This window comes from Serratia silvae, from assembly GCF_023282985.1.
Lineage (GTDB): Bacteria > Pseudomonadota > Gammaproteobacteria > Enterobacterales > Enterobacteriaceae > Chania > Chania silvae.
On sequence record NZ_JAGQDC010000007.1, the window covers coordinates 158214 to 177997 of the forward strand.

Here is a 19784-nt window from a genome sequence, read left to right on the forward strand (position 1 = left end):
TGAGTAATCAGCCTTAAGCCAGCGTTCTGCGCTGGCTTTTTTTATGCCTGCCAGTCACGTGCTTGCAGCACCACGCGATAACCATCCAAATCTTCAAACGTTTGCCCATGCACATCCCAATAAGGGTTGTATGCCTGCACGCGCTCAAAGCCACTGGCTAGCATCTGATCGCACCTGCACTGCCAACATGCGATGTCTGGCAGATAAAATACCAACAGGTTGTCTTGCGTGGGTGCACGACCAACCAGCACACCACGGTGATGGGTGAATTCCAGATGATAGGCATGATGCGGATGACCAAGCATAATGCCATCGAACCCTTGGTGATCTTCAAACTCACCCAGTTGTTCAAACCCCAGGCCCTGGCAATACATTTTGGCAATCGCGACCAAATGGTCAGTGGGGCGGGCGATCCGTAACACCGCGTTGGCAAGATCCATATTTCCTCCCGTTGGCAAACAGCTAGCCTAAGCCGTTTCATGGCAAAACGGCGTACAGGAAATGCGCTTTGCGGTAGCTGCAAGACATGGCATGCTGCAAAAAACACGTCATCAGGATCCAGAGGAGGAATAATGCTGTTTAACGTCGATTTTCTCCCAGAGAATCAGTCTATCGTGCCATTTTCAAAGGACTATCAGGATGGCGATAGCGAACCGGATCATTACCACAGCTGCGCTCAACTGATCCATGGCCTCAGCGGTGTGGTACAGGTAAATACGCGCGTAGGCAGTTGGGTGGTTCCCCCTGGCCGTGGTGTGTGGTTACCGGCCAAAGTGGAACATAACCTGCGTTTTAGCGGTAACGTGGCGGCACGCACGCTGTTCGTCGATCCCCTGGCCCGTGCCGATTTGCCTGCTCAGTGCCAGGTCGTGCAGATTTCTCCTTTATTGCGTGAGCTGATTATCAGCACGATGGGTATTCAGCCCGGCTATCGGCCCGGCGGACGCGAAGAACGCATTATGGAACTGCTCCTCGATGAGTTGCGTATGCTGCCGATCCTGCCCCTACACCTTCCCGAGCCACGCGGTTACCCACCCTCGCCTTGAAGCCTCTGGCTACGCGTTGCATTGTGCTACATTATCCCTTTAACACAGGCAGGTATCATGCTCATCAGGCAAGCGGTTCCCGGTGATTATCCCGCAATTCTGGCTCTACAGGCGCAAAATACACCAGACAACCTCAGCGCCCAGCAGCGACATCAGGGTTTTATCGTCTCGCAGATGAACGAAAAACAGCTGGCAAGTATCAATAGCAGCCTGGGTATTCTGATCGCCACCGAAGATGATCGGTTGGCTGGGTTTGTCTGCCTGATGCCAACCGATGCCCAGCCCCGGCCACCGGTAGTGGATGCCATGCTGCACACATTGGCCACGCAACGGTTTCAAAACCAGGCGTTGGATCAACGGCGGGTATTTCTCTACGGCCCGGTATGCCTGAGTGCCGAATGGCGGGGAAAAGGCGTGCTACGCCAGTTGTTTGCAGCGGTAAAAGCGCGAACTCAGCAGGATTTTGACGTTGGCGCACTGTTTGTTAATGAGGATAACCCGCACTCGCTGGCCGCCCATGTCGACGGCTTGGGGATGACAACGTTGACCACTTTCCACTCTAACAATCAAAATTATCACCTGGTGGTCTTCGCCACCAACGGTTAAAAAAAGGAGGAACACGCAGTGCGCATTCCCCTTTTTATCAACGCTTATCGTTAGCGTTGGCCGACAGGGTGAGCCAGTTCATTACGCGGTAACTGCCGATAATGCTCGCGCCAAGCCTCGCCCTGCGGCAGCAGCCAAATACGCTGATGCAGGCGTGACAACGCCACCGGATCGCTCAACAGCTCAAGGCGTTTGGCTTTCGCCAACTTCTCTGGCCCGACCTCCAGCGCCTCGTTCACTCGCTCTTCCCGCGTCCGATCAATGATGGTACGCAGATGGTGACGAGCCGTTGCCAGCGCGGCAGCCAAGGCGTTGTAGGATGGGTCCACCGCCGCATGCATAAAGCCGTTGCGCAAGGCACGCTGGCGATTAAGTTGCAGATAAGTGTCCGTAGCAACCAGCTCACGCGGCGGATCGTACTCTTCCGGGATCAGGAACAGCTTGGCTCGCTTGCTCTTGAGGCCAAGCGTTGCCCGGCTCGACAGCGCCGAAACAAACGGTGACAGGATCAGCGAGAAGACGATCGGTGACAGCCACCACAGGAAATTCAGATCCAGCAATGCCATGCCGCCGCCCCAAACCAGCCCCAGCAGCATTTGCGAACCGTGACGCTTGAAGGCTTCGCCCCAAGGGGTGTCATCATCATCACGCTGCGGTGAGTTCCACACCACTTCCCAGCCCAGGAACGCGCTGACCACAAACACGGTATGGAACAGCATACGCACCGGCGCCAACAGCACTGAAAACAGCACTTCCATCAGCATGGAAATCAACAGCCGGATCGGCCCGCCGTACTGCTTCGAGCCTTTCGCCCAGACCAGCACGATGCTCAACAACTTCGGTAAGAACAGCAGCACCATGGTGGTGGAGAACAGCGCAATAGCCAGCTCTGGCTTCCACTGTGGCCACACAGGGAACAGCTGCCGCGGTTGCAGGAAGTATTGCGGTTCCACCAGGGTATGCACTATCTGCAACGCGGTGGACAACGCCAGGAACATAAACCACAACGGTGCCGACAGGTAGGACATCACCCCGGTCAGGAACACCGCGCGGTGTACCGGGTGCATGCCTTTCACCAGGAACAGGCGGAAGTTCATCAGGTTACCATGACACCAGCGGCGGTCGCGTTTCAGCTCGTCTAGCAGGTTAGGCGGTAACTCTTCATAACTACCCGGCAGATCGTAGGCGATCCACACGCCCCAGCCAGCACGACGCATCAATGCGGCTTCCACAAAGTCATGGGAGAGGATGGAACCGGCAAACGAGCCTTCACCCGGCAACGGGGCCAATGCACAGTGCTCGATAAAGGGTTTCACCCGGATGATGGCGTTATGCCCCCAGTAATGGGATTCACCCAACTGCCAGAAGTGCAGACCAGCGGTGAACAACGGGCCATAGAGGCGCGTGGCAAACTGCTGCACGCGGGCATACAGCGTATCCATACCTGAGGCTTTTGGCGCAGACTGGATGATACCGGCATTCGGGTTAGCTTCCATCAAGCGTACCAGGCCGGTGAGGCACTCGCCGCTCATCACGCTGTCCGCGTCCAGGATCACCATGTAGCTGTATTCACCGCCCCAGCGACGGCAGAAGTCGTCGATGTTGCCGCTCTTGCGTTTCACACGACGGCGGCGACGGCGGTAGAATATACGCCCGTGCCCCTCAACATCGCGGCACAGCTCCATCCAGGCTTTCTGTTCAGCGACGCAAATATCGGGATCGTAACTGTCGCTCAGCACATAGATATCGAAATGCTCAAGCTGACCGGTCGCCTTCACCGACTCATAGGTTGCCCGCAACCCGGCAAATACCCGTTCGACGTCTTCGTTACAGATCGGCATGATCAACGCGGTACGGTGCGCCGGATCGATAGGCTCATCGCCTTTGATGGTCGAAGAAATGCTGTATTTATCTTTGCCGATCAACAGCTGCAGGAATCCCATCAACGCCGTCCAGAAACCGGCAGAGACCCAGCAGAACAGAACGGCAAACAGGATCAGAATGCCGGTCTGCAAAAGATAAGGTAACAGTTGCAACATCGACTGCATCAGATCCTGATCGAACATGGCGATAGGATCGATCAGCGCCCAGCCCTGATAAGGCAGGATGGTTTTCATGTACCAAGTGGCGATGCCGGTTTGCACCAGCATCAGGATCAACAGCACGTAACGGCGCATTGAACCAACGACACGCCAGCGGTTTTCCGCCGCAGCTTCTTCTTTACTGGCATGGCGATTGTGCGTCTTACGGCCCAGCAGAGAATCCCAGAAACGACCCACCGGGTTGGTGCGCCAGGCCTCGGGGAACATGCTGGTGCGTTTTACCGGCGGTGTGGCTTTCAGGATGGTGCGCCCTTCCGGGTCACAATCAAAATCGTCGTCATCGACGGCATCTGGCCAAGCCTGGCTGATGCGTGCCTTGACCGAGGCCAGGGCAATGTCATCGGCAGGCAGCGATGCCACATTGACATCAGAGGCTCCCATCTGACGATGCAGAGCCTCCAGTGCCGGGGTATCACCCGCCATCATTTGTTGTTTGAGCACCCCTGACCGCTCATCGGTCAGGGGCATTGCCGCAAGATATTCCTGGGCAGTTTCAGTAGACTTATTCATTGGCAGGTAGCTGATAGCTCCAGGTTTCCGACAAGATCTTGTCACCGTTGACCAACGCAGCACGCATTTCTACCGGTTGTTTGTCGTCTTTCACTTTCAAACGCACCGTCAAACGCCAGCCTTTGGTTACCGGATTATAGCGGACGCTGTTTTCCACCATTTCCCCGTTGTCACCAATGCTGATCTGAGAAGCTACCGGCGTCTTGGCATCCAGCGCTTTCAGAGCCGGGCCAACGAAGTCAACCAGGAACGCCACGCTGCCGTCTGGTTCGCGGATCAGGTTTGACTGCTTCACATCGCCGGTTGAACGCATGGTTTTACCCACGTAGCCAATATCCTGCGAATGCAGCTTCTCCTCATCGCGGGTGAAGTACAGACGATAATTCAATGCCAGCGGCATTTTTGCATCTGGCAGTACGTCCGGCGTCCAGAATGCCACGATGTTATCGTTGGTTTCATCCGCGGTTGGGATTTCTACCAGCTCAACCTTGCCCTTGCCCCAATCGCCGCGCGGCTCAACCCAGGCGCTTGGACGCAAATCGTAACGATCGTCCAGATCCTGGTAGTCACGGAAATCACGGCCACGCTGCAGCAGACCAAAACCTTTCGGGTTTTCGATGCTGTAAGTGCTGACCGACAGGTGCTTAGGATTGTTCAGCGGACGCCAGATCCACTCGCCGTTACCGGCATGGATCGACAGACCGTTGGAGTCATGCAGCGCCGGGCGGTAGTTCAACGTTGGCGAAGGGTTGCTCGGCCCAAACAGGAACATGCTGGTCAATGGAGCCATACCCAGCTTGCCCACTTTGTCACGCAGGAACACTTTGGACTCAACATCTACCGTGGTGTCGCGGCCGGGGTAAACCACGAAACGGTAGGCACCAGTAGCACGTGGGGAATCCAGCAAGGCATAAATCACCAGATGCTTGTCGCCCTGCTTAGGACGTTCGATCCAGAACTCACGGAAACGCGGGAACTCTTCGCCCGATGGCAAAGCGGTATCGATAGCCAGCCCACGAGCAGAAAGCCCATAAACCTGCCCTTTACCCACCACGCGGAAATAGCTGGCACCCAGCATGCTCAGGATTTCGTCGTTCTTATCCGCACTGTTGATCGGATAGAGCACTTTAAACCCGGCGAAACCGAGTTTCTTCACCGAATCGGGATCGTGCTTGACGGGGCCAAAGTTGAAATAATCCGGGCTGTATTTGATCTCTTTGACTGTGGTCGCCGTAACCTCGTTGATGATAACCGGCGTGTCGAAGTACATCCCTTGATGGTAGAACTCAAGCTTGAAAGGGGTTTTCAGCTTGTTCCATACGGCTTTGTCGTGGTTGAACTGTATCTGCTGATAGTCCGCGAACTTCATATCGCGAAACTGAGAAGGAAGGTTGCTCTTCGGGGCTTCAAAGCCTTTTCCCGCCAGATCCTGCGCCTGTTTGGCCACATCGTCGATAGAAAAAGCCCATGCCTGCGAACTCAACAACGTGCACAAAACGGTAGCACTTAACCAACTTACGCTCGTGGCGCGTGGTTTTTTTGATAATAGATTTACTAGCACATCCCCCCCTATTCGTGTGCTCAAAATATTCAAAATCCATATTAATGGATTATTCAGCTCGCCGACAACATGATAAACGTGTGTTGATGTTTACGGCTTAGAGTTTAAGCAGTTGTGCAGCGTAGCAAGCTGTGCTCAAAGACGCTATGGAAAAATGTCGGTCGCTATAGTAGGGTTTGAGTTTACGATCACCCCATTGCCGACTTATTAAGCGGGTTTACACACCCCCAGATGCAACCACCAGCGGTAACCTATGACTAACGGCACTAACCAGCGCGAGTTTTTCTTGGATTCGATCCGGGCCTATTTGATGCTGCTGGGCATTCCTTTTCATCTTTCTCTGATTTACTCCAGCCACTCGTGGGCGGTGAACAGCGCAACCCCGTCGTTTTCGCTGACGGTGCTCAACGACTTTATTCACGCCTTTCGCATGCAGGTGTTCTTCATCATCTCTGGCTACTTCTCCTACATGCTGTACGAACGTTATGACAGCCACCGCTGGTTAAAGGTACGCCTGGAGCGGGTTGCTATTCCGCTGCTGAGTTCTATCCCATTGATTACTCTGCCGCAGTTTTTTTTACTCAAGAACTTTACCGATAAACTCATCGGCTGGGATGATTTTACTCCCTATCAAAAAATAAACGTGGCGGTTTGGGAGCTGGTTTCCCATCTGTGGTTTTTATTAACCTTATGCTTATTGACCTGCGCCTGTTTTTATCTGTTTAAAAAAATTAATGCGATAAAAACGCCGATGGCACCACGGCCGATAAATAAAATGACCACTCTCAGCAATATCTCATTGTGGTTTTTATTGTATGCCTTTGTATACGGCGTGTTTCATCGCGTTATTTTAATCACCGCGCCGTATTTACTGTCTAACGGACTGTTCAACTTCGTGGTGATGGAAACCCTGTTCTACCTGCCGTTCTTCATTGTAGGTGCCTACGCCTTTAAGTACCCGTGGCTGAAAGCGGTGTTCCTCAAGCCCTCATGGCCAGCCGTACTAGGCTCGCTTGTGCTGTTCGTTGCCTACATGCTCAACCAGAAACTGCTGGCGAACAGCAGCTTTGGATTTGAACTGGAAATGATGATCAAAACCGTGCTTGGGATCCTGATGGCCAACGTAGTGTTCTCATTTGGCCATGCGTTACTCGACTACCATTCGCCACGCATTACCTATCTGGTCAACGCTTCGCTGTTTATCTATCTGGTTCATCACCCGCTGACGCTGATATACGGGGCCTTCATGACTCCGCTGATCGATAACAATCTTCTGGGTTTCCTGCTGGGCCTGGTATTCGTCTTTGCCTGCGCCTTCATGTTATATGAGTTGCACAAGCGCATCCCACTGTTACGCTTCCTGTTCTCCGGAAAAGCCTAACCTCCCTGTCCGGGCGCTGCATGCCACGCCCGCTTGGCTATAATTGATCACTCCCCTGGCGAGCCGGTGGTCAGCGCACATATTGCTCAACCTCTCGTGCCCCGTTGATGCAAAGTTGTGCTGGAGCATATTGCGGTGAGTTGTTATAACTACAGTGCATAAGAGAAAATCCACATCCCTGCCTCACGGTAGCGATTGGGCTGACTAACCCTAGGGATGGCGCATCACCATCGCGTGCGTCGGTAACATTCCCTTCCGCCACGACAGAGAGGATTTTTCATGACCGATAAACCGACCGCGGTAACCGAAGCCGTAGCAGAAAATGCCACACTACTGAAAATCCTGGGCAGACTGCTATCTGCACTGGATTCTTCCATCAGCGGCAAAGATCGCAGCGTATTGGTAACCGAGCTTTCCAGCCTCAACCTGGACGGGATCTCCGAGGCCGAAAGGAAACTGGCAGCCGAATTAATCAAGCGTGCCCTGCAATCACTCGATCACTAACCTCCCGTCTGCAAACCATTAAGCCTCCTGCCGGGGGGCTAATGGTTTTTCCTCAATAACCTATTTCCCCCATCCTCAATCAGCTGATAAATAGGCATAAAAGCCGAAATACCCGCATTTCACCTCTCTTTTCACTAAATTTTGCGGCAAGTAGCCATAATGGCACCCATTTTTTGGCAATCAGCCTTGGCGTTGTACAGGAAAAACAGGCTATTATGACTCGGTGCCATTGCTTTGGTGCCCCACCCTTTCAGCTCAACTCGCAGGAGAACATTATTTTGGATGCCAGCACGATTAATAGCTTGTTCATCATCGGTGCCGTGTTGGTGGGGGCAAGTATTCTGCTCAGTTCTTTCTCTTCACGCCTGGGTATTCCCATTCTGGTGATCTTCCTGGCGATAGGTATGCTGGCCGGTGTTGACGGCCCCGGAGGCATTGCCTTCGATAACTATCCCGCCGCCTATCTGGTCAGTAACCTGGCTTTGGCCGTGATCCTGCTCGACGGCGGTATGCGTACCCGCGTCAGCTCTTTCCGTGTCGCACTGTGGCCAGCATTGTCTCTGGCCACCGTCGGCGTACTGATCACTGCGGGTCTGACGGGAATGGCCGCCGCCTGGCTGTTTAAACTCGACCTGATCCAGGGGTTGTTGATCGGTGCCATTATTGGCTCTACCGATGCGGCCGCGGTGTTTTCGCTGTTAGGGGGCAAAGGGCTGAACGAACGTGTCAGCGCTACGCTGGAAATTGAATCCGGCAGCAACGATCCGATGGCGATGTTTTTAACCATCACCCTGATTGCCATGATTTCCGCAGGCGAAACCTCGCTAAGCTGGATGTTCATCGTCCACCTATTGCAACAGTTCGGCATGGGCATCGTGATAGGCCTGGGTGGTGGCTGGTTACTGATGACGTTAATTAATCACATCAAGCTGGCAGAAGGTTTATATCCACTGCTGGCGGTGAGCGGCGGCATCTTGATCTTCGCCCTGACTACCGCTCTCGATGGCAGCGGCATTCTGGCGGTCTATCTGTGTGGCCTGTTGCTGGGTAACCGCCCAATCCGTAACTACCACGGCATTGTGCAAACCTTCGACGGCTTGGCCTGGCTGAGCCAGATCGGTATGTTCCTGGTGCTGGGGCTATTGCTTAACCCGCACGACCTGTTGCCTATCGCCATCCCTGCCCTGCTACTCTCACTGTGGATGATCCTGTTTGCACGCCCGATTTCAGTGTTTATCGGCCTGCTGCCGTTTCGCAACTTCAACCTGCGCGAACGCATGTTTATCTCCTGGGTGGGGTTACGCGGCGCGGTGCCGGTGATCCTGGCGGTGTTCCCGATGATGGCCGGGCTACCCAATGCCAATTTGTTCTTTAACGTCGCATTCTTTGTCGTGTTGGTTTCACTGTTGTTGCAGGGGACGTCGCTGTCCTTTGCTGCCAAAAAGGCCAAGGTGGTGGTACCACCGGCTTTGGCCCCGATTTCCCGCGTGGGGCTGGATGTCCACCAGGAAAACCAATGGGAGCAGTTTGTCTATCAGCTAAGCGCAGAGAACTGGTGCGTTGGCGCGGCGCTGCGTGAGCTTAAGATGCCGCAGGGAACCCACATTGCAGCCCTGTTCCGTGGCAAAGAACTTTTACATCCGAGCGGTAGTACCCGCTTGCTTGCAGGCGATACCCTGTGCGTTATTGGCCATGAGCACGATCTGCCTGCGCTGGGTAAACTGTTCAGCCAGGCGCCTACGGTTACTCTGGATGAGCGATTCTTCGGTGACTTCATTCTACAATCCGATGCGCGCCTGAGTGATATCTCACAGGTCTATGGCCTGAATCTGCAAGACGGCGTGGACGATCAACAAACGCTCGGCCAGTTCGTCACCCGGTTAATCGGGGGCGAAGCCGTGGTGGGGGATCAGGTGGAATGGGATGGTTTAACCTGGACTATCGCGGAGATGGAGGCTAATCAAATCAGTAAAATAGGCGTCAAAATCGTTACTGATTAATCCGTTATTCGCCATTAACAGCCCGGCTGCGGGAACTAATCCGGCCAGCAAAACTCTTAATGACGGTCATTAATGCCCACCTCAGCGTCGAGGTCGGCCGTTTTATGGCACATCAACAAGCGGATAACATCTTGAATAACAAAGCGAAATTCCTTTCAGCCTTGACCGTCATCGCTTTGAGCGTTGCCTTACTGGATTTGGGTATCGCCGATTTGGTCCATCGAATACTACTTGGATGATGCAACCTGATGCAAAAACAACAAGAGAAAGACTTACTGGGAAAGGCTCTACTGACCGTTTCTGCCCTGTGCCTCGTCACCGTGGCCGGGCTGTTGATCTGGGCTTTTGTGCTGGATTGAGGCAATGTTTGGCTGTCAGACATAAAAAAACCGCCGCAGCGGTTTTTTTGGCAATTCTATCAGATCTTGCAACCTTCACAGTCTTCTTCATCCTCAAGAATTTCAGGAACTTCCCTGACCTTCTGAGCAGCATTTTTTTCCGCTTTGGCTAATTCAGCATCAATGTCAAAATCGAAAACATCATCACTCATCGCTATTTCCCAAGAATAGTCTCATGCCCAACAGATATTATAGCCAACATCGACACCGGCGCAATCTATTCAGCTCAGCACGGCCTGCGGTGCTGACGGGGTAGCTAACCTTTTGGCATAGGCCAGATCGTAAACGTCATAGAAATCAATCTCTCCCTTGTTGGCGATGATTTCCTGCATACGGGTTTTCAACACCGAATTCACCGTAGGTTCGTTCAACAGAGCCTGGATGGCCTGCGGCGATAATGCGCGTGTAAAGTACCATTCCCCATTGTAACAGACTCGCAGATCCAGCACGCCGATATCCTCAAAGCGGTAAACCGGTTTGATTTCAATCAGCAGCATGGCAAACATAAACAGAACAAAGGCAGTAAAACCCAGGAATGAATACAGCCCCATGTAGGGCACTGGGTACATCACCGCGATCACCGCAAAATAGCCAGCGAACATGGCAAAACATAACCAACGGTGGGTACGTGCAAACTCGCTGTTAAAACGCGGCTTACCATCACGCCCTTCCCGCCGGTTAATCTGTTCTATCTCTGCAACCAGGATGTTCTTAATCGTATCCATCGCCATAACCTTAATGCCTCAGCGCATCGTTACTGTCACCAATCTTAGCCCAAGCTATCACAATGACAGTTTATTGAGGTAGATCAATTCCTGTATTAATTGCGGCAAACTGTTATAGCTCGGCTCAGCGTGATTGTGATGCCCTTCCCTGCCCCTGCGCGACCATAAACATACGTTGTGCCACGTCATCCGCCTGCTTGATTTTACGTTTCTGCGGTTCGTCACCGCGATGCGCAGCGCGCACATAGGCGATTTCATGTGCCTGTTCGATCATCGAGATCACCTTGTCGCACGCTGTTTTATCCATATTACCCAATAGGGTGGTGATGATTGCCTGGTAGGCATTGGAGGCCGCAGTGAGTGCCTGTTCACGGGCTTCCAATGCCTCTATACGCTGCAAAAGAACTTGAAGCAGTTCGGTATCAGACATATCCACCTCCACTAACCGGGCAACGCTGCCTGTAATAAGTGTAGCAAGGGTTGCGCTATCATGATGGGTTTCAATATGTTGCTACTGGGATAGAATAGCGGGACATCCTCTGGAACCTTCAATACCTATAACAAAGAGCATCACATGCTATCGAAACATTACCGCTCGATCCCGTTGTTAGCCACGTTATTGCTTTGCGCTTGTACTGCCTCACAAAGCAGCGTTGAAAGACACGCCCGCCATGCCACTTATCAGTTGGCAAATGCGCATTTCGCCCCCATCCCTCAGACAATCCTGTAGCAAAAGCCACTGAAAAACATAACATTTTTTACTCAATTTGATTCAAACCCCAGATAACGCTAAGCTATATGACAAGAAAAACTAATCCTAAGGATGACATTTTTTGTTTAAAACTCTATTTATTGTGATGAGACTCTCAGAAAAAAGCCAAAAGGAAAATCTTCAAAACAGAGGTGACATTAGCCTGACTGATATCTTGACCAATAAAAATGAGCGGGCCGACGAACTCGCCTACGATCAATTTTGCATGGGATGATTTATGAAGCTAAGAAAAAAAAAGCATAAACCACTACAGATTAATGACATCACTATTATTGATGACAGCAAGTTAAAGAAAGCCATTACCGCCGCCGCATTAGGCAACGCCATGGAATGGTTTGACTTCGGTGTTTACGGCTTTGTCGCCTACGCACTTGGCCAGGTGTTCTTCCCTGGCGCCACGCCCGGCGTGCAGATGATTGCCGCTCTGGCCACCTTCTCGGTTCCTTTCCTGGTACGTCCTTTGGGCGGCGTCTTCTTCGGTGCCATGGGCGATAAATTCGGCCGCCAGAAAGTGTTATCCATCACCATCATTATTATGGCGATCAGTACCTTCTGTATCGGCCTGATCCCGTCCCACGCCTCAATTGGCATCTGGGCCCCTATCCTGCTGTTGCTGGCCAAACTGGCACAGGGCTTCTCCGTCGGTGGGGAGTATTCTGGCGCAGCCATCTTTGTGGCCGAGTATTCACCAGACCGTAAACGCGGATTTATGGGCAGCTGGCTCGACTTTGGCTCCATCGCCGGCTTCGTATTAGGGGCTGGTGTGGTGGTACTTATCTCCAGCATCGTGGGTGAGGCTAACTTCCTCGACTGGGGCTGGCGTATTCCGTTCTTCCTGGCAGCACCGCTGGGTGTGATTGGCCTGTATTTGCGTCACGCCCTGGAAGAAACGCCAGCGTTCCAGCAGCATATGGACAAAATGGAACAGAACGATCGTGCGGCAATTGAGAACCCGCCGAAGACTTCGTTCAAAGAGATCGCCACCAAGCACTGGAGAAGCCTGCTGGTATGCGTAGGTATCGTGATCTCGACCAACGTGACCTACTACATGCTGTTGACCTACATGCCAAGCTACCTGTCGCATAACCTGCACTATTCCGAAGACCACGGCGTGCTGATTATCATTGCCATCATGCTAGGTATGTTGTTCGTCCAGCCACTGGTCGGCATGACCAGCGACCGCATTGGCCGTAGACCCTTCATCATTGGCGGTAGCGTCGGCCTGCTGTTGCTGGCCATCCCTAGCTTTATCTTGATCAACAGTAACGTTATTGGCCTGATTTTTGTTGGCCTGTTGATACTGGCCGTGTTGCTCAACTCCTTTATCGGGGTGATGGCCTCCATTCTGCCTGCGATGTTCCCTACTCACATCCGTTACAGCGCGCTGGCGATTTCATTCAATATCTCGGTACTGATTGCGGGTGTCACACCAACGCTGGCCGCCTGGCTGGTTGAAACCACCGGCAACCTGTATATGCCAGCCTATTATCTGATGGTGGTGGCAGCGATTGGCCTGGTTACCGGCCTGTATATGAAAGAAACGGCCAACAAGCCGCTGCGCGGTGCTGCTCCTGCCGCCTCTGACCGCTCAGAAGCCAAAGAGCTGCTGCAGGAAACTTACGATAATATCGAGCAGAAAGTCGAAGATATCAGCCAGCAAATCGCCGATTTGGAGAAGAAAAAGCAAACGCTGATCGACCAGCATCCTAAACTGGATTAATTCTCCACTCTGAACAAACAGGCCAGAGCTCGTTAGCCAAACGACTCTGGCCTTTTTATTTCTCTCAATGGGCACAGCATGAAGCCGATCAAGATTTTGTCAGCGGCCTCGTTCTGTTGGCTTCCCCCCACGAACATGCCAACTTGCCATGACTATTCAGGAAGGCCGTAGTTATCTGGTTCGGATACCTCATTGCTCTGCGCGCCCTTAACTTCAACAGTAATAATCAAGGGGTGCCCTTGCCCGCCCGGCTTTTCAATCCCGTCGCCATGTACCAAGGATTGCCAAACGACGTCTATTTTATTGCCTTAGCCAGGTTTGTTCTTGGCCTTGGCAATTTCATCATACCGTTCATGGTACTGCTGTTAACGCAAAAATTAGGCCATTCAACAATCGTTACAAGCGCCCTGGCGATGGGAGTCACCGCACTCTATCTTTTAGGGAATCTAATCGACGGCAAGGTGTCCGATAGTTTCGCTTATAAGAAGTAGCCATATTTTATGGTTCAGGCTGTGATTGGATGCAGGATAGCCATTTTTTCTCCCATACATGGTCTAGTAGTTCATCCTGATGCATCGGTTACCCCTGGGTCTTAACAAGCTCGATAACTCGCCTGCCTTCAACTCAGATAAAATATCACTTACTCCTTCTTTACGCCCCGTAAATTTCACTAAAAAAAACCCACCAAGGTTTATTACCTAACATTCAGAAACCAGCAATCGCTTACCGCAAATCAATCCCTAGTCACATGCGGCATGACCGCACTTTAAACTCGAGCATTTAAAATAATACCGATTATCTTAATACCTAGCCAGTTCATTTGTTACGACCTGTCCAAAGCATATAATACTGAAATTGCGTGATTTTTAGGTAATTTTTAGCATATGATTTTATTAAATGTTAATTATATTAATTATGTCCCAATGAAAACCATTTTCGCTTAAAGTACTTAGCATCTGGAAAATGCCAAGTGTTGTAGGCCAAACCGGATAAAAACAAGTAGCCGCGTGTTAAATCAAGCAAATGGCAATATCCAATGAGTCAGATATAGAAGAGAATAATTATTCGTATTTGTTTTTTTCTTATCAGGCCTTGTTCGCTTGAATATATGATGCAACATCCTCTCGAAGGATAAGTGGATCCCCACATGGAGAAATGTAATGAAATTTAATAAATTAACACTGATGTTAGGTATGAGCCTGTTTATCGGTTCTGGCGTTGCCAACGCAGCACCAAGTAATCAGATACCCAAAACCATTCACCTGACGGCTCAAATTAACGATTCTTTGTTTGTGTCTAAACCCGATGGTTCCAGCTGGTATGACGTTGAAGAAATCAAGCCGGTGGATTATAAGCAGCAGAAATTTGCTAAAACTCTACCGATCCGTATTTGGAGTAAAAATGAGTCATTTAAGGTGACGTTGGCACAGCCATTGAAAATGAGCAATGGTAATTATGAAATGCCAAATGCCAAAGTCACCATTGATACCAGCGCTGGCGCCAAGGAATTAGCCACCGGCACCGCGCTTGAAGTCAAACAAACGACAAAGTCCGGCACCGAATATGACCAGGTTTACAATCTTAATATCGCGATGGACGCGCCTACTGCTGTCGACAGCAGGAGCACCAACGGCAACTACAGCGGCGATTTAGTGATGTTGTTTGAGCCTAGCGTTAGCGCAGCAGGAGGGGAATAACCCCTGCCAGGCCACTTTGCGTTGCCAAAGTGGCCATTAAAACCGGTCATAGCTTGAATCTGCAGGGAATGCATACTTAATGAGCATCAAGGAAAACACACTTTCTGTAAAAGGAAGAAGTTACCTGGTGTTATGCCAGTCAACCTTCCTGACGTTTATGATCACCATTCAGGCTCAGGCCAGCGATCAGCTTAAATTCGTTTACGGTGTTCCCGCAGGCTTTAGCGAATCTGAAATTGATGACTCAGCAAAATACGTTGCCACCATGGATGGTAACACCTTACCCGATTTTATTAGCTATTCACCGCAGTTGAACAAATTGAGTTTTGATCACCAAAAATATCGCCGCAACGCCGTCACGCCTGAGGTCATAGCCAAATTACAGAAAATACTCGATCAACTGGACTATAAACAGTGCCAGAACGGCTGTGATCTGATGATTGCTGGCGAACACGTGACAGTGGATAAAGCACGTCGCGCCATCACCTTGCGCAGCAGTGAAAGTGATTATATCCGGCCAACCACATCCTGGAGCCTGGTACATAACCAAAACGTGGATATCCGAGCGGCCAGCGATAATTATCGCGCCATGAACATCAATGGTAATGCCTGGCTGGGCATGCCAAAGCAGAGTTTTGCCTATCTCCACTGGTACGCCAGCCGCACCCGAATGATCGACAACCGTAGTCACAATCAGGGTATTTCGACGTTCTATCTGCAGAAAAACCTCGCCTCGACCTATCTGCGAGCAGGCAGACAGAACAGCATCGACTATAACTCAGGTAGCGTGAGCACCATGCTTGCCCCCAGTTTTGATCAATTTGTTACCTTGGGCAGCCAGTCGAACCTGCGTGTCAATGACGACAACGGGGAACTGGTGTTGTTCTCAACCGATGAGGGTAACTATGAGTTCTATCGTAATGGGCGCATGATCCTCAAGCGCCCGGCGGTATTGGGACGCAATGCGATCAATCTCGACGATTTACCCGGCGGTTACTATTCGGTTGAGATCCGTCTGGTCGATCGCAATGGTAATATCATCAACCGTGAAAATCATCCTATTAGCAACGTCAACTTCAATGGTTTTCCGGGATATGTCGCGTGGCACCTGACGGCAGGCAGAGATCTGAGTACAGATGGGCATTTGTTGGAAGCAGGGCTCAGCCGCGATCTTCGGTGGTTTTTCTTCAATGGCACCGCTATCAGAGGCTCGCAGAGAAAATGGGCCGCTGAAGGGAATATCAGCCGTCCTGAAACAATTGGGGATATCCAGGTCACCCAAACTCTGGGAGTGATGAGTGGTGAAAAAGGCACCGGGGGTTATCTCAACCTTGCTCTAAACGGTAATGAACTGGGTAACCTTTCCTACAGCCGTTATCTAAATAATCACGTTTCACATTATAGCTATGGCTCATCAAGCAGCGCTTTTTCTTACAGCCGTGGGTTGGGCGGTGCTCTGTTGGCTTACAACTACAGCCGTTACTCCAACAGCGAAGCGCATCAACTTGAAGCACGCTGGAACTATCGCCCCAACGGGTTATGGTCGACCTTCTCGTTGGGCGTGCAAAAAGGAGGGTTCCAGCAATCCGCAGCGAACTACGGAGTTTACTTCAACACCACCTGGACGCTGGATCGCGTACAGGGCAGTTTCTCTGCCGCCCGTTCTGGAGGGCAAACCCAGCTCAGCGGAGATTATCGTCATGCCGATACCGATACCTATGGCACCACTACGTTGGGTACCACGGTCAGCCGTATCAGCAATACCAACAACGTTAATCTGTATGCCACCCGCGAAGGTAGCCGTGGCGATGTATCACTCAATCTCGGGCACCACAACAACAGCAATAATGCCGACTTGAACTACCGCGGTATGGTCGCTGCCAACGCCCACGGGATGGCTTTTGGCCGCTACAGCAACAGTGGTGCTGCAATGCTGATCTCGACTCCAGCGTTGCAAGGAATGGACTACGGCTTTGACGTTGAAGGTTCTCCCGTTGGCAGTGGTGGCACTTACGCGGTACCGATCAGCAGCTATCAGGATATTGCTTTTGCGCGAGTCAATAGCCAGGGAAGCACACAGGATATGAACGTTGAAATCCCCGCCAACATTACCCGAGCCCATCCCGGCCAGGTTTATAGCGCCAAGGCCAGCGTTGATATCAACCTGCTTTACCATGGTTTTCTGCAAGACGCACAAGGGGAACCGGTGAGCGGAACCATTCTTGAAACCGGCGATATTGCCTACCCTAATGGCCTGTTCTCCATTGCCAGCAAACTGCTGTTGCCAACCATCGACGTCGAAAATAATCGCCGTCGCTTTCGTTGCGATCTGAGCAAGCCGCATAACAACGTTTACCCCTGTTCGCCACTGTAGTGCCGAACATCGCCTTACCGGAGCTTTTATGAAGAAGATACTCTCTCTCATTACCCTGTTGGTCAGCCTGAGCGCAACCGCAGGGCCACAATTAATGGTAACCCCCGTCAGCCTCAAAGTGTTCAATCACCACGAACAACGCGTGTCGGTGCGTAACACTGGCGATGCTCCACTTTACCTCTCCATCTCATTGGCAAAGGTGAACAACCCCGGCGAAGTACAGGAACATAAGACGCTCATTAGCCAGCTCCCGCATCCAGAACTGATGGCTACACCCAATAAGTTGACGCTCGGCCCTAATCAGTCACGCGATATCCTGCTCACCTCACTGCAAGAACCTGCCAACGAGACGGTATATCGTTTATATGTGGTGCCGGTTAAATCTTTGAATATTAGCGGAACACCAGACAACAAAATTACCGCCCCTTTAACGCTTTCGGTAGGTTATGGCGTATTGATTCGCCATCTTCCTGCCCCGGCTAATCAGCGTAGTGCATTTGATCACCGTTGCAGCGCTGGTGAACTCACTTTGTATAACCGCGGTAATGTTCGCCTGCTACTGAGCCAGATTAAAACGGCGTCCAGCCAAGCTGTACCTAACGTGTTGGCACTCTTCCCCGGCACGCCGCAAACGTTGAAAACCAGGCAACTGAGCGGAGAACTGGACGGTAAGCGGGTGGAAATAGCATGTCCGTAAATTTCTGCTGCAGATTTGGCCTGTTGGCCCCCCTGCTGTTCATACCAAACAGCTATGCGGGGGGGAAATTAAGCCTCTCGCAAGCTGAGCTGACCATCAAACCGCAGGCTCGTTTACCAGAGCTGGTGGTAGAAAACCAGGGCGATGGGCCTCTGTATCTGGATGTCACGCAACAGCTGCTGACCAACCCGGGATCTCAGCCAGAAACGTTGGTCGATATAGGCAATACCGAGTCACCTTCACTGCTGGTGACGCCCTCTCGCCTAACCCTCGGCCCTGGGCAAAAAAGAAATATGCAATTGCGCGTGCTTGCACAACCGGAGAAAACGCAGGTATGGCGTATCACCTTCCGGCCACAACAGAAAATGCATGTTGTCACCGATGGAGTTGCCGCTACCCGTGCGCCGCTGCGGATCAGTATTGGCTATGGCGTAGTGATTTATCAGGCAGGGGGTCAACGATGAAAATAAGTTGTTCAACAGCCTGTACGCTACTCGTGGCATTATTGACCTCAGCCTTGAGCTCCAGGGCCGACGCCGCGGTGGTCATGGTGAAAGGGAAAACCACCAGTAGCATCAGCGCAACCGTCGTGAAGCGCAACCAACTGGTCGTCACTGACGCCAACGGTGGCTGGTACCAACAGGAAATGGAGATGTTTCAATATGGCGCAGCGAACTCCCCTTACAAAATCGAGCTGCCACTGCGGATCACCTCCAGCAACGGCACTTTTCAGGTAACTGTGGATGAAGCATTAATACTCCGCCATACGCAAACGCCGACCCTACAATTTCAGGCCGCTGAGATCGGCATGGCGAGTGTGGAAGGTAGCGTTCAGGCATTGGCAGTCGGCCGACCAACCGTATTCCATAATCCCCCAGCGGCACAACCGTTGCAAGACAGCATCGGCGATTACCGTCTCCACATTGATGCTTTGCCACCCAAAGGCGATTTCAAAACCACCGCGGGTATTTATCAAGGGGAATTGAAACTCACTTTCGAACCGGTGGCAAAAGCAGAACAATGAAACGGTCTCTAATTATCTTGTTAGCTTGCCTGGGTGGCGCGTACCTATCGGATAGCACTGCGGCAATCGATATTTCGCCCAAACGTATTGAGCTGCAAGGTGACACAGCGCAAACCATCACCATCAGCAACAACGGCGATCGGATGGAATACGTCACCATCATGACCGAGTTACTGACCAATCCAGGTGTTCCCTTTATTGATGAACAACGTATTCCCTTGGGATCGCTCTACCAGCCTACGCTGTATGCGGCGCCGTTCAAACTAACGCTTAGCCCACAGCAGCAAAAGGTGATCACCTTACGCCCGTTGAAAAACGTCGATAGCGAAACCGTGTATCGCCTTAATATTCGCCCGGTGGTGCAGTTTCAGGGCACTGCAGCAGAAAGACCTGCCGCCAGTATCGCTGTAAACCTGAGTTTCAGCGCACTGATTCGCCAGCAGCCAAAACAGCAAAAACGACAGCTTGATGTCCAGTGCGAAAGCGAGGGCGTACTTCTCACAGCCAGTGGCAATGTTCATGTCGCACTCAAAGCAGTACAAATCGATGCCAAAGCACCCGCAGATATCAACATCTATCCAGGAACACCACAGCGGCTGCAAGGTAGACACATCATACTACCTGGATATGGCAACTGCCTTGCAGGCCAACGCACGGAAAAATAGCC

19 protein-coding genes and 1 pseudogene are annotated in these 19784 nt (G+C 51.7%); 14 read left to right on the forward strand and 6 right to left on the reverse strand.

The window, feature by feature from the left end; genetic code table 11:
• Positions 1 to 41 precede the first annotated feature (41 nt).
• Positions 42 to 440, reverse strand: a complete 399-nt coding sequence (locus KAJ71_RS11170) for a VOC family protein (RefSeq protein WP_248945796.1) — start codon at positions 438 to 440, stop codon at positions 42 to 44.
• Positions 441 to 572: 132 nt separating this feature from the next.
• On the opposite strand from KAJ71_RS11170, the pseudogene KAJ71_RS11175 reads away from it, so the two are divergent.
• Both KAJ71_RS11175 and KAJ71_RS11180 read left to right on the forward strand, forming a co-directional pair.
• Positions 573 to 1025 (forward strand): annotated as a pseudogene (locus tag KAJ71_RS11175) (AraC family ligand binding domain-containing protein); the annotation flags it as partial.
• 78 nt (positions 1026 to 1103) lie between these two features.
• Positions 1104 to 1652 (forward strand): GNAT family N-acetyltransferase, encoded by a 549-nt coding sequence (locus KAJ71_RS11180; RefSeq protein WP_248945798.1) that lies wholly within the window; start codon positions 1104 to 1106, stop codon positions 1650 to 1652.
• A gap of 50 nt (positions 1653 to 1702) precedes the next feature.
• Here KAJ71_RS11180 and mdoH read toward each other — a convergent pair whose 3' ends face one another.
• Both mdoH and KAJ71_RS11190 read right to left on the reverse strand, forming a co-directional pair.
• Positions 1703 to 4264 carry a glucans biosynthesis glucosyltransferase MdoH gene (gene mdoH, locus KAJ71_RS11185; RefSeq protein WP_248945800.1) on the reverse strand — a complete coding sequence of 854 codons (2562 nt, stop codon included), beginning with the start codon at positions 4262 to 4264 and terminating at the stop codon, positions 1703 to 1705.
• On the reverse strand, positions 4257 to 5825 hold the full coding sequence (locus KAJ71_RS11190) for a glucan biosynthesis protein G (RefSeq protein WP_248945802.1): 1569 nt from the start codon (positions 5823 to 5825) through the stop codon (positions 4257 to 4259). The genes mdoH and KAJ71_RS11190 overlap by 8 nt, the downstream gene beginning before the upstream one ends.
• A 253-nt stretch (positions 5826 to 6078) precedes the next feature.
• Here KAJ71_RS11190 and mdoC point away from each other — a divergent pair, with 253 nt between their 5' ends.
• The 4 genes from mdoC to KAJ71_RS11210 all read left to right on the forward strand — a co-directional run bounded on the left by mdoC (position 6079) and on the right by KAJ71_RS11210 (position 9949).
• A complete protein-coding gene (gene mdoC, locus KAJ71_RS11195) occupies positions 6079 to 7206 on the forward strand; it encodes a glucans biosynthesis protein MdoC (RefSeq protein ID WP_248945803.1) in 1128 nt (375 codons plus the stop codon).
• Between the two features lie 279 nt (positions 7207 to 7485).
• Positions 7486 to 7710 carry a hypothetical protein gene (locus KAJ71_RS11200; RefSeq protein WP_248945805.1) on the forward strand — a complete coding sequence of 75 codons (225 nt, stop codon included), beginning with the start codon at positions 7486 to 7488 and terminating at the stop codon, positions 7708 to 7710.
• A 278-nt stretch (positions 7711 to 7988) separates the two neighbouring features.
• Positions 7989 to 9710, forward strand: a complete 1722-nt coding sequence (locus tag KAJ71_RS11205) for a potassium/proton antiporter (protein WP_248945860.1) — start codon at positions 7989 to 7991, stop codon at positions 9708 to 9710.
• A 59-nt stretch (positions 9711 to 9769) separates the two neighbouring features.
• Positions 9770 to 9949 (forward strand): hypothetical protein, encoded by a 180-nt coding sequence (locus tag KAJ71_RS11210; RefSeq protein WP_248945807.1) that lies wholly within the window; start codon positions 9770 to 9772, stop codon positions 9947 to 9949.
• A gap of 179 nt (positions 9950 to 10128) precedes the next feature.
• Here the strand turns inward: KAJ71_RS11210 and KAJ71_RS23445 are convergent, their stop codons facing one another.
• The 3 genes from KAJ71_RS23445 to KAJ71_RS11220 form a co-directional block, all read right to left on the reverse strand.
• Positions 10129 to 10260, reverse strand: coding sequence for a hypothetical protein (locus KAJ71_RS23445; RefSeq protein WP_283106725.1), 132 nt, complete (start codon positions 10258 to 10260; stop codon positions 10129 to 10131).
• A gap of 69 nt (positions 10261 to 10329) precedes the next feature.
• Positions 10330 to 10833 carry a YlaC family protein gene (locus KAJ71_RS11215; RefSeq protein WP_248945809.1) on the reverse strand — a complete coding sequence of 168 codons (504 nt, stop codon included), beginning with the start codon at positions 10831 to 10833 and terminating at the stop codon, positions 10330 to 10332.
• A 124-nt stretch (positions 10834 to 10957) separates the two neighbouring features.
• Complete coding sequence (locus KAJ71_RS11220) at positions 10958 to 11263, reverse strand: hypothetical protein (RefSeq protein WP_248945810.1); 306 nt, start codon at positions 11261 to 11263, stop codon at positions 10958 to 10960.
• 559 nt (positions 11264 to 11822) lie between these two features.
• On the opposite strand from KAJ71_RS11220, the gene proP reads away from it, so the two are divergent.
• The 8 genes from proP to KAJ71_RS11260 all read left to right on the forward strand — a co-directional run bounded on the left by proP (position 11823) and on the right by KAJ71_RS11260 (position 19782).
• Positions 11823 to 13325, forward strand: a complete 1503-nt coding sequence (gene proP / locus KAJ71_RS11225) for a glycine betaine/L-proline transporter ProP (protein ID WP_248945811.1) — start codon at positions 11823 to 11825, stop codon at positions 13323 to 13325.
• Between the two features lie 239 nt (positions 13326 to 13564).
• Positions 13565 to 13816 carry a hypothetical protein gene (locus KAJ71_RS11230; protein ID WP_248945812.1) on the forward strand — a complete coding sequence of 84 codons (252 nt, stop codon included), beginning with the start codon at positions 13565 to 13567 and terminating at the stop codon, positions 13814 to 13816.
• A 669-nt stretch (positions 13817 to 14485) separates the two neighbouring features.
• Positions 14486 to 15022, forward strand: coding sequence for a CS1 type fimbrial major subunit (locus KAJ71_RS11235; protein ID WP_248945813.1), 537 nt, complete (start codon positions 14486 to 14488; stop codon positions 15020 to 15022).
• Positions 15023 to 15101: 79 nt separating this feature from the next.
• Complete coding sequence (locus KAJ71_RS11240; protein ID WP_248945814.1) at positions 15102 to 17396, forward strand: TcfC E-set like domain-containing protein; 2295 nt, start codon at positions 15102 to 15104, stop codon at positions 17394 to 17396.
• A 28-nt stretch (positions 17397 to 17424) separates the two neighbouring features.
• Complete coding sequence (locus KAJ71_RS11245) at positions 17425 to 18093, forward strand: pilus assembly protein (protein ID WP_248945815.1); 669 nt, start codon at positions 17425 to 17427, stop codon at positions 18091 to 18093.
• Positions 18084 to 18557: a hypothetical protein gene (locus KAJ71_RS11250; protein WP_248945816.1), complete on the forward strand. Its 474-nt coding sequence runs from the start codon at positions 18084 to 18086 to the stop codon at positions 18555 to 18557. The genes KAJ71_RS11245 and KAJ71_RS11250 overlap by 10 nt, the downstream gene beginning before the upstream one ends.
• Positions 18554 to 19117: a hypothetical protein gene (locus KAJ71_RS11255; protein WP_248945817.1), complete on the forward strand. Its 564-nt coding sequence runs from the start codon at positions 18554 to 18556 to the stop codon at positions 19115 to 19117. Before KAJ71_RS11250 ends, KAJ71_RS11255 begins: the two co-directional genes overlap by 4 nt.
• Positions 19114 to 19782: a fimbrial biogenesis chaperone gene (locus KAJ71_RS11260; protein ID WP_248945818.1), complete on the forward strand. Its 669-nt coding sequence runs from the start codon at positions 19114 to 19116 to the stop codon at positions 19780 to 19782. Before KAJ71_RS11255 ends, KAJ71_RS11260 begins: the two co-directional genes overlap by 4 nt.
• The last annotated feature ends 2 nt before the right edge of the window (positions 19783 to 19784 follow it).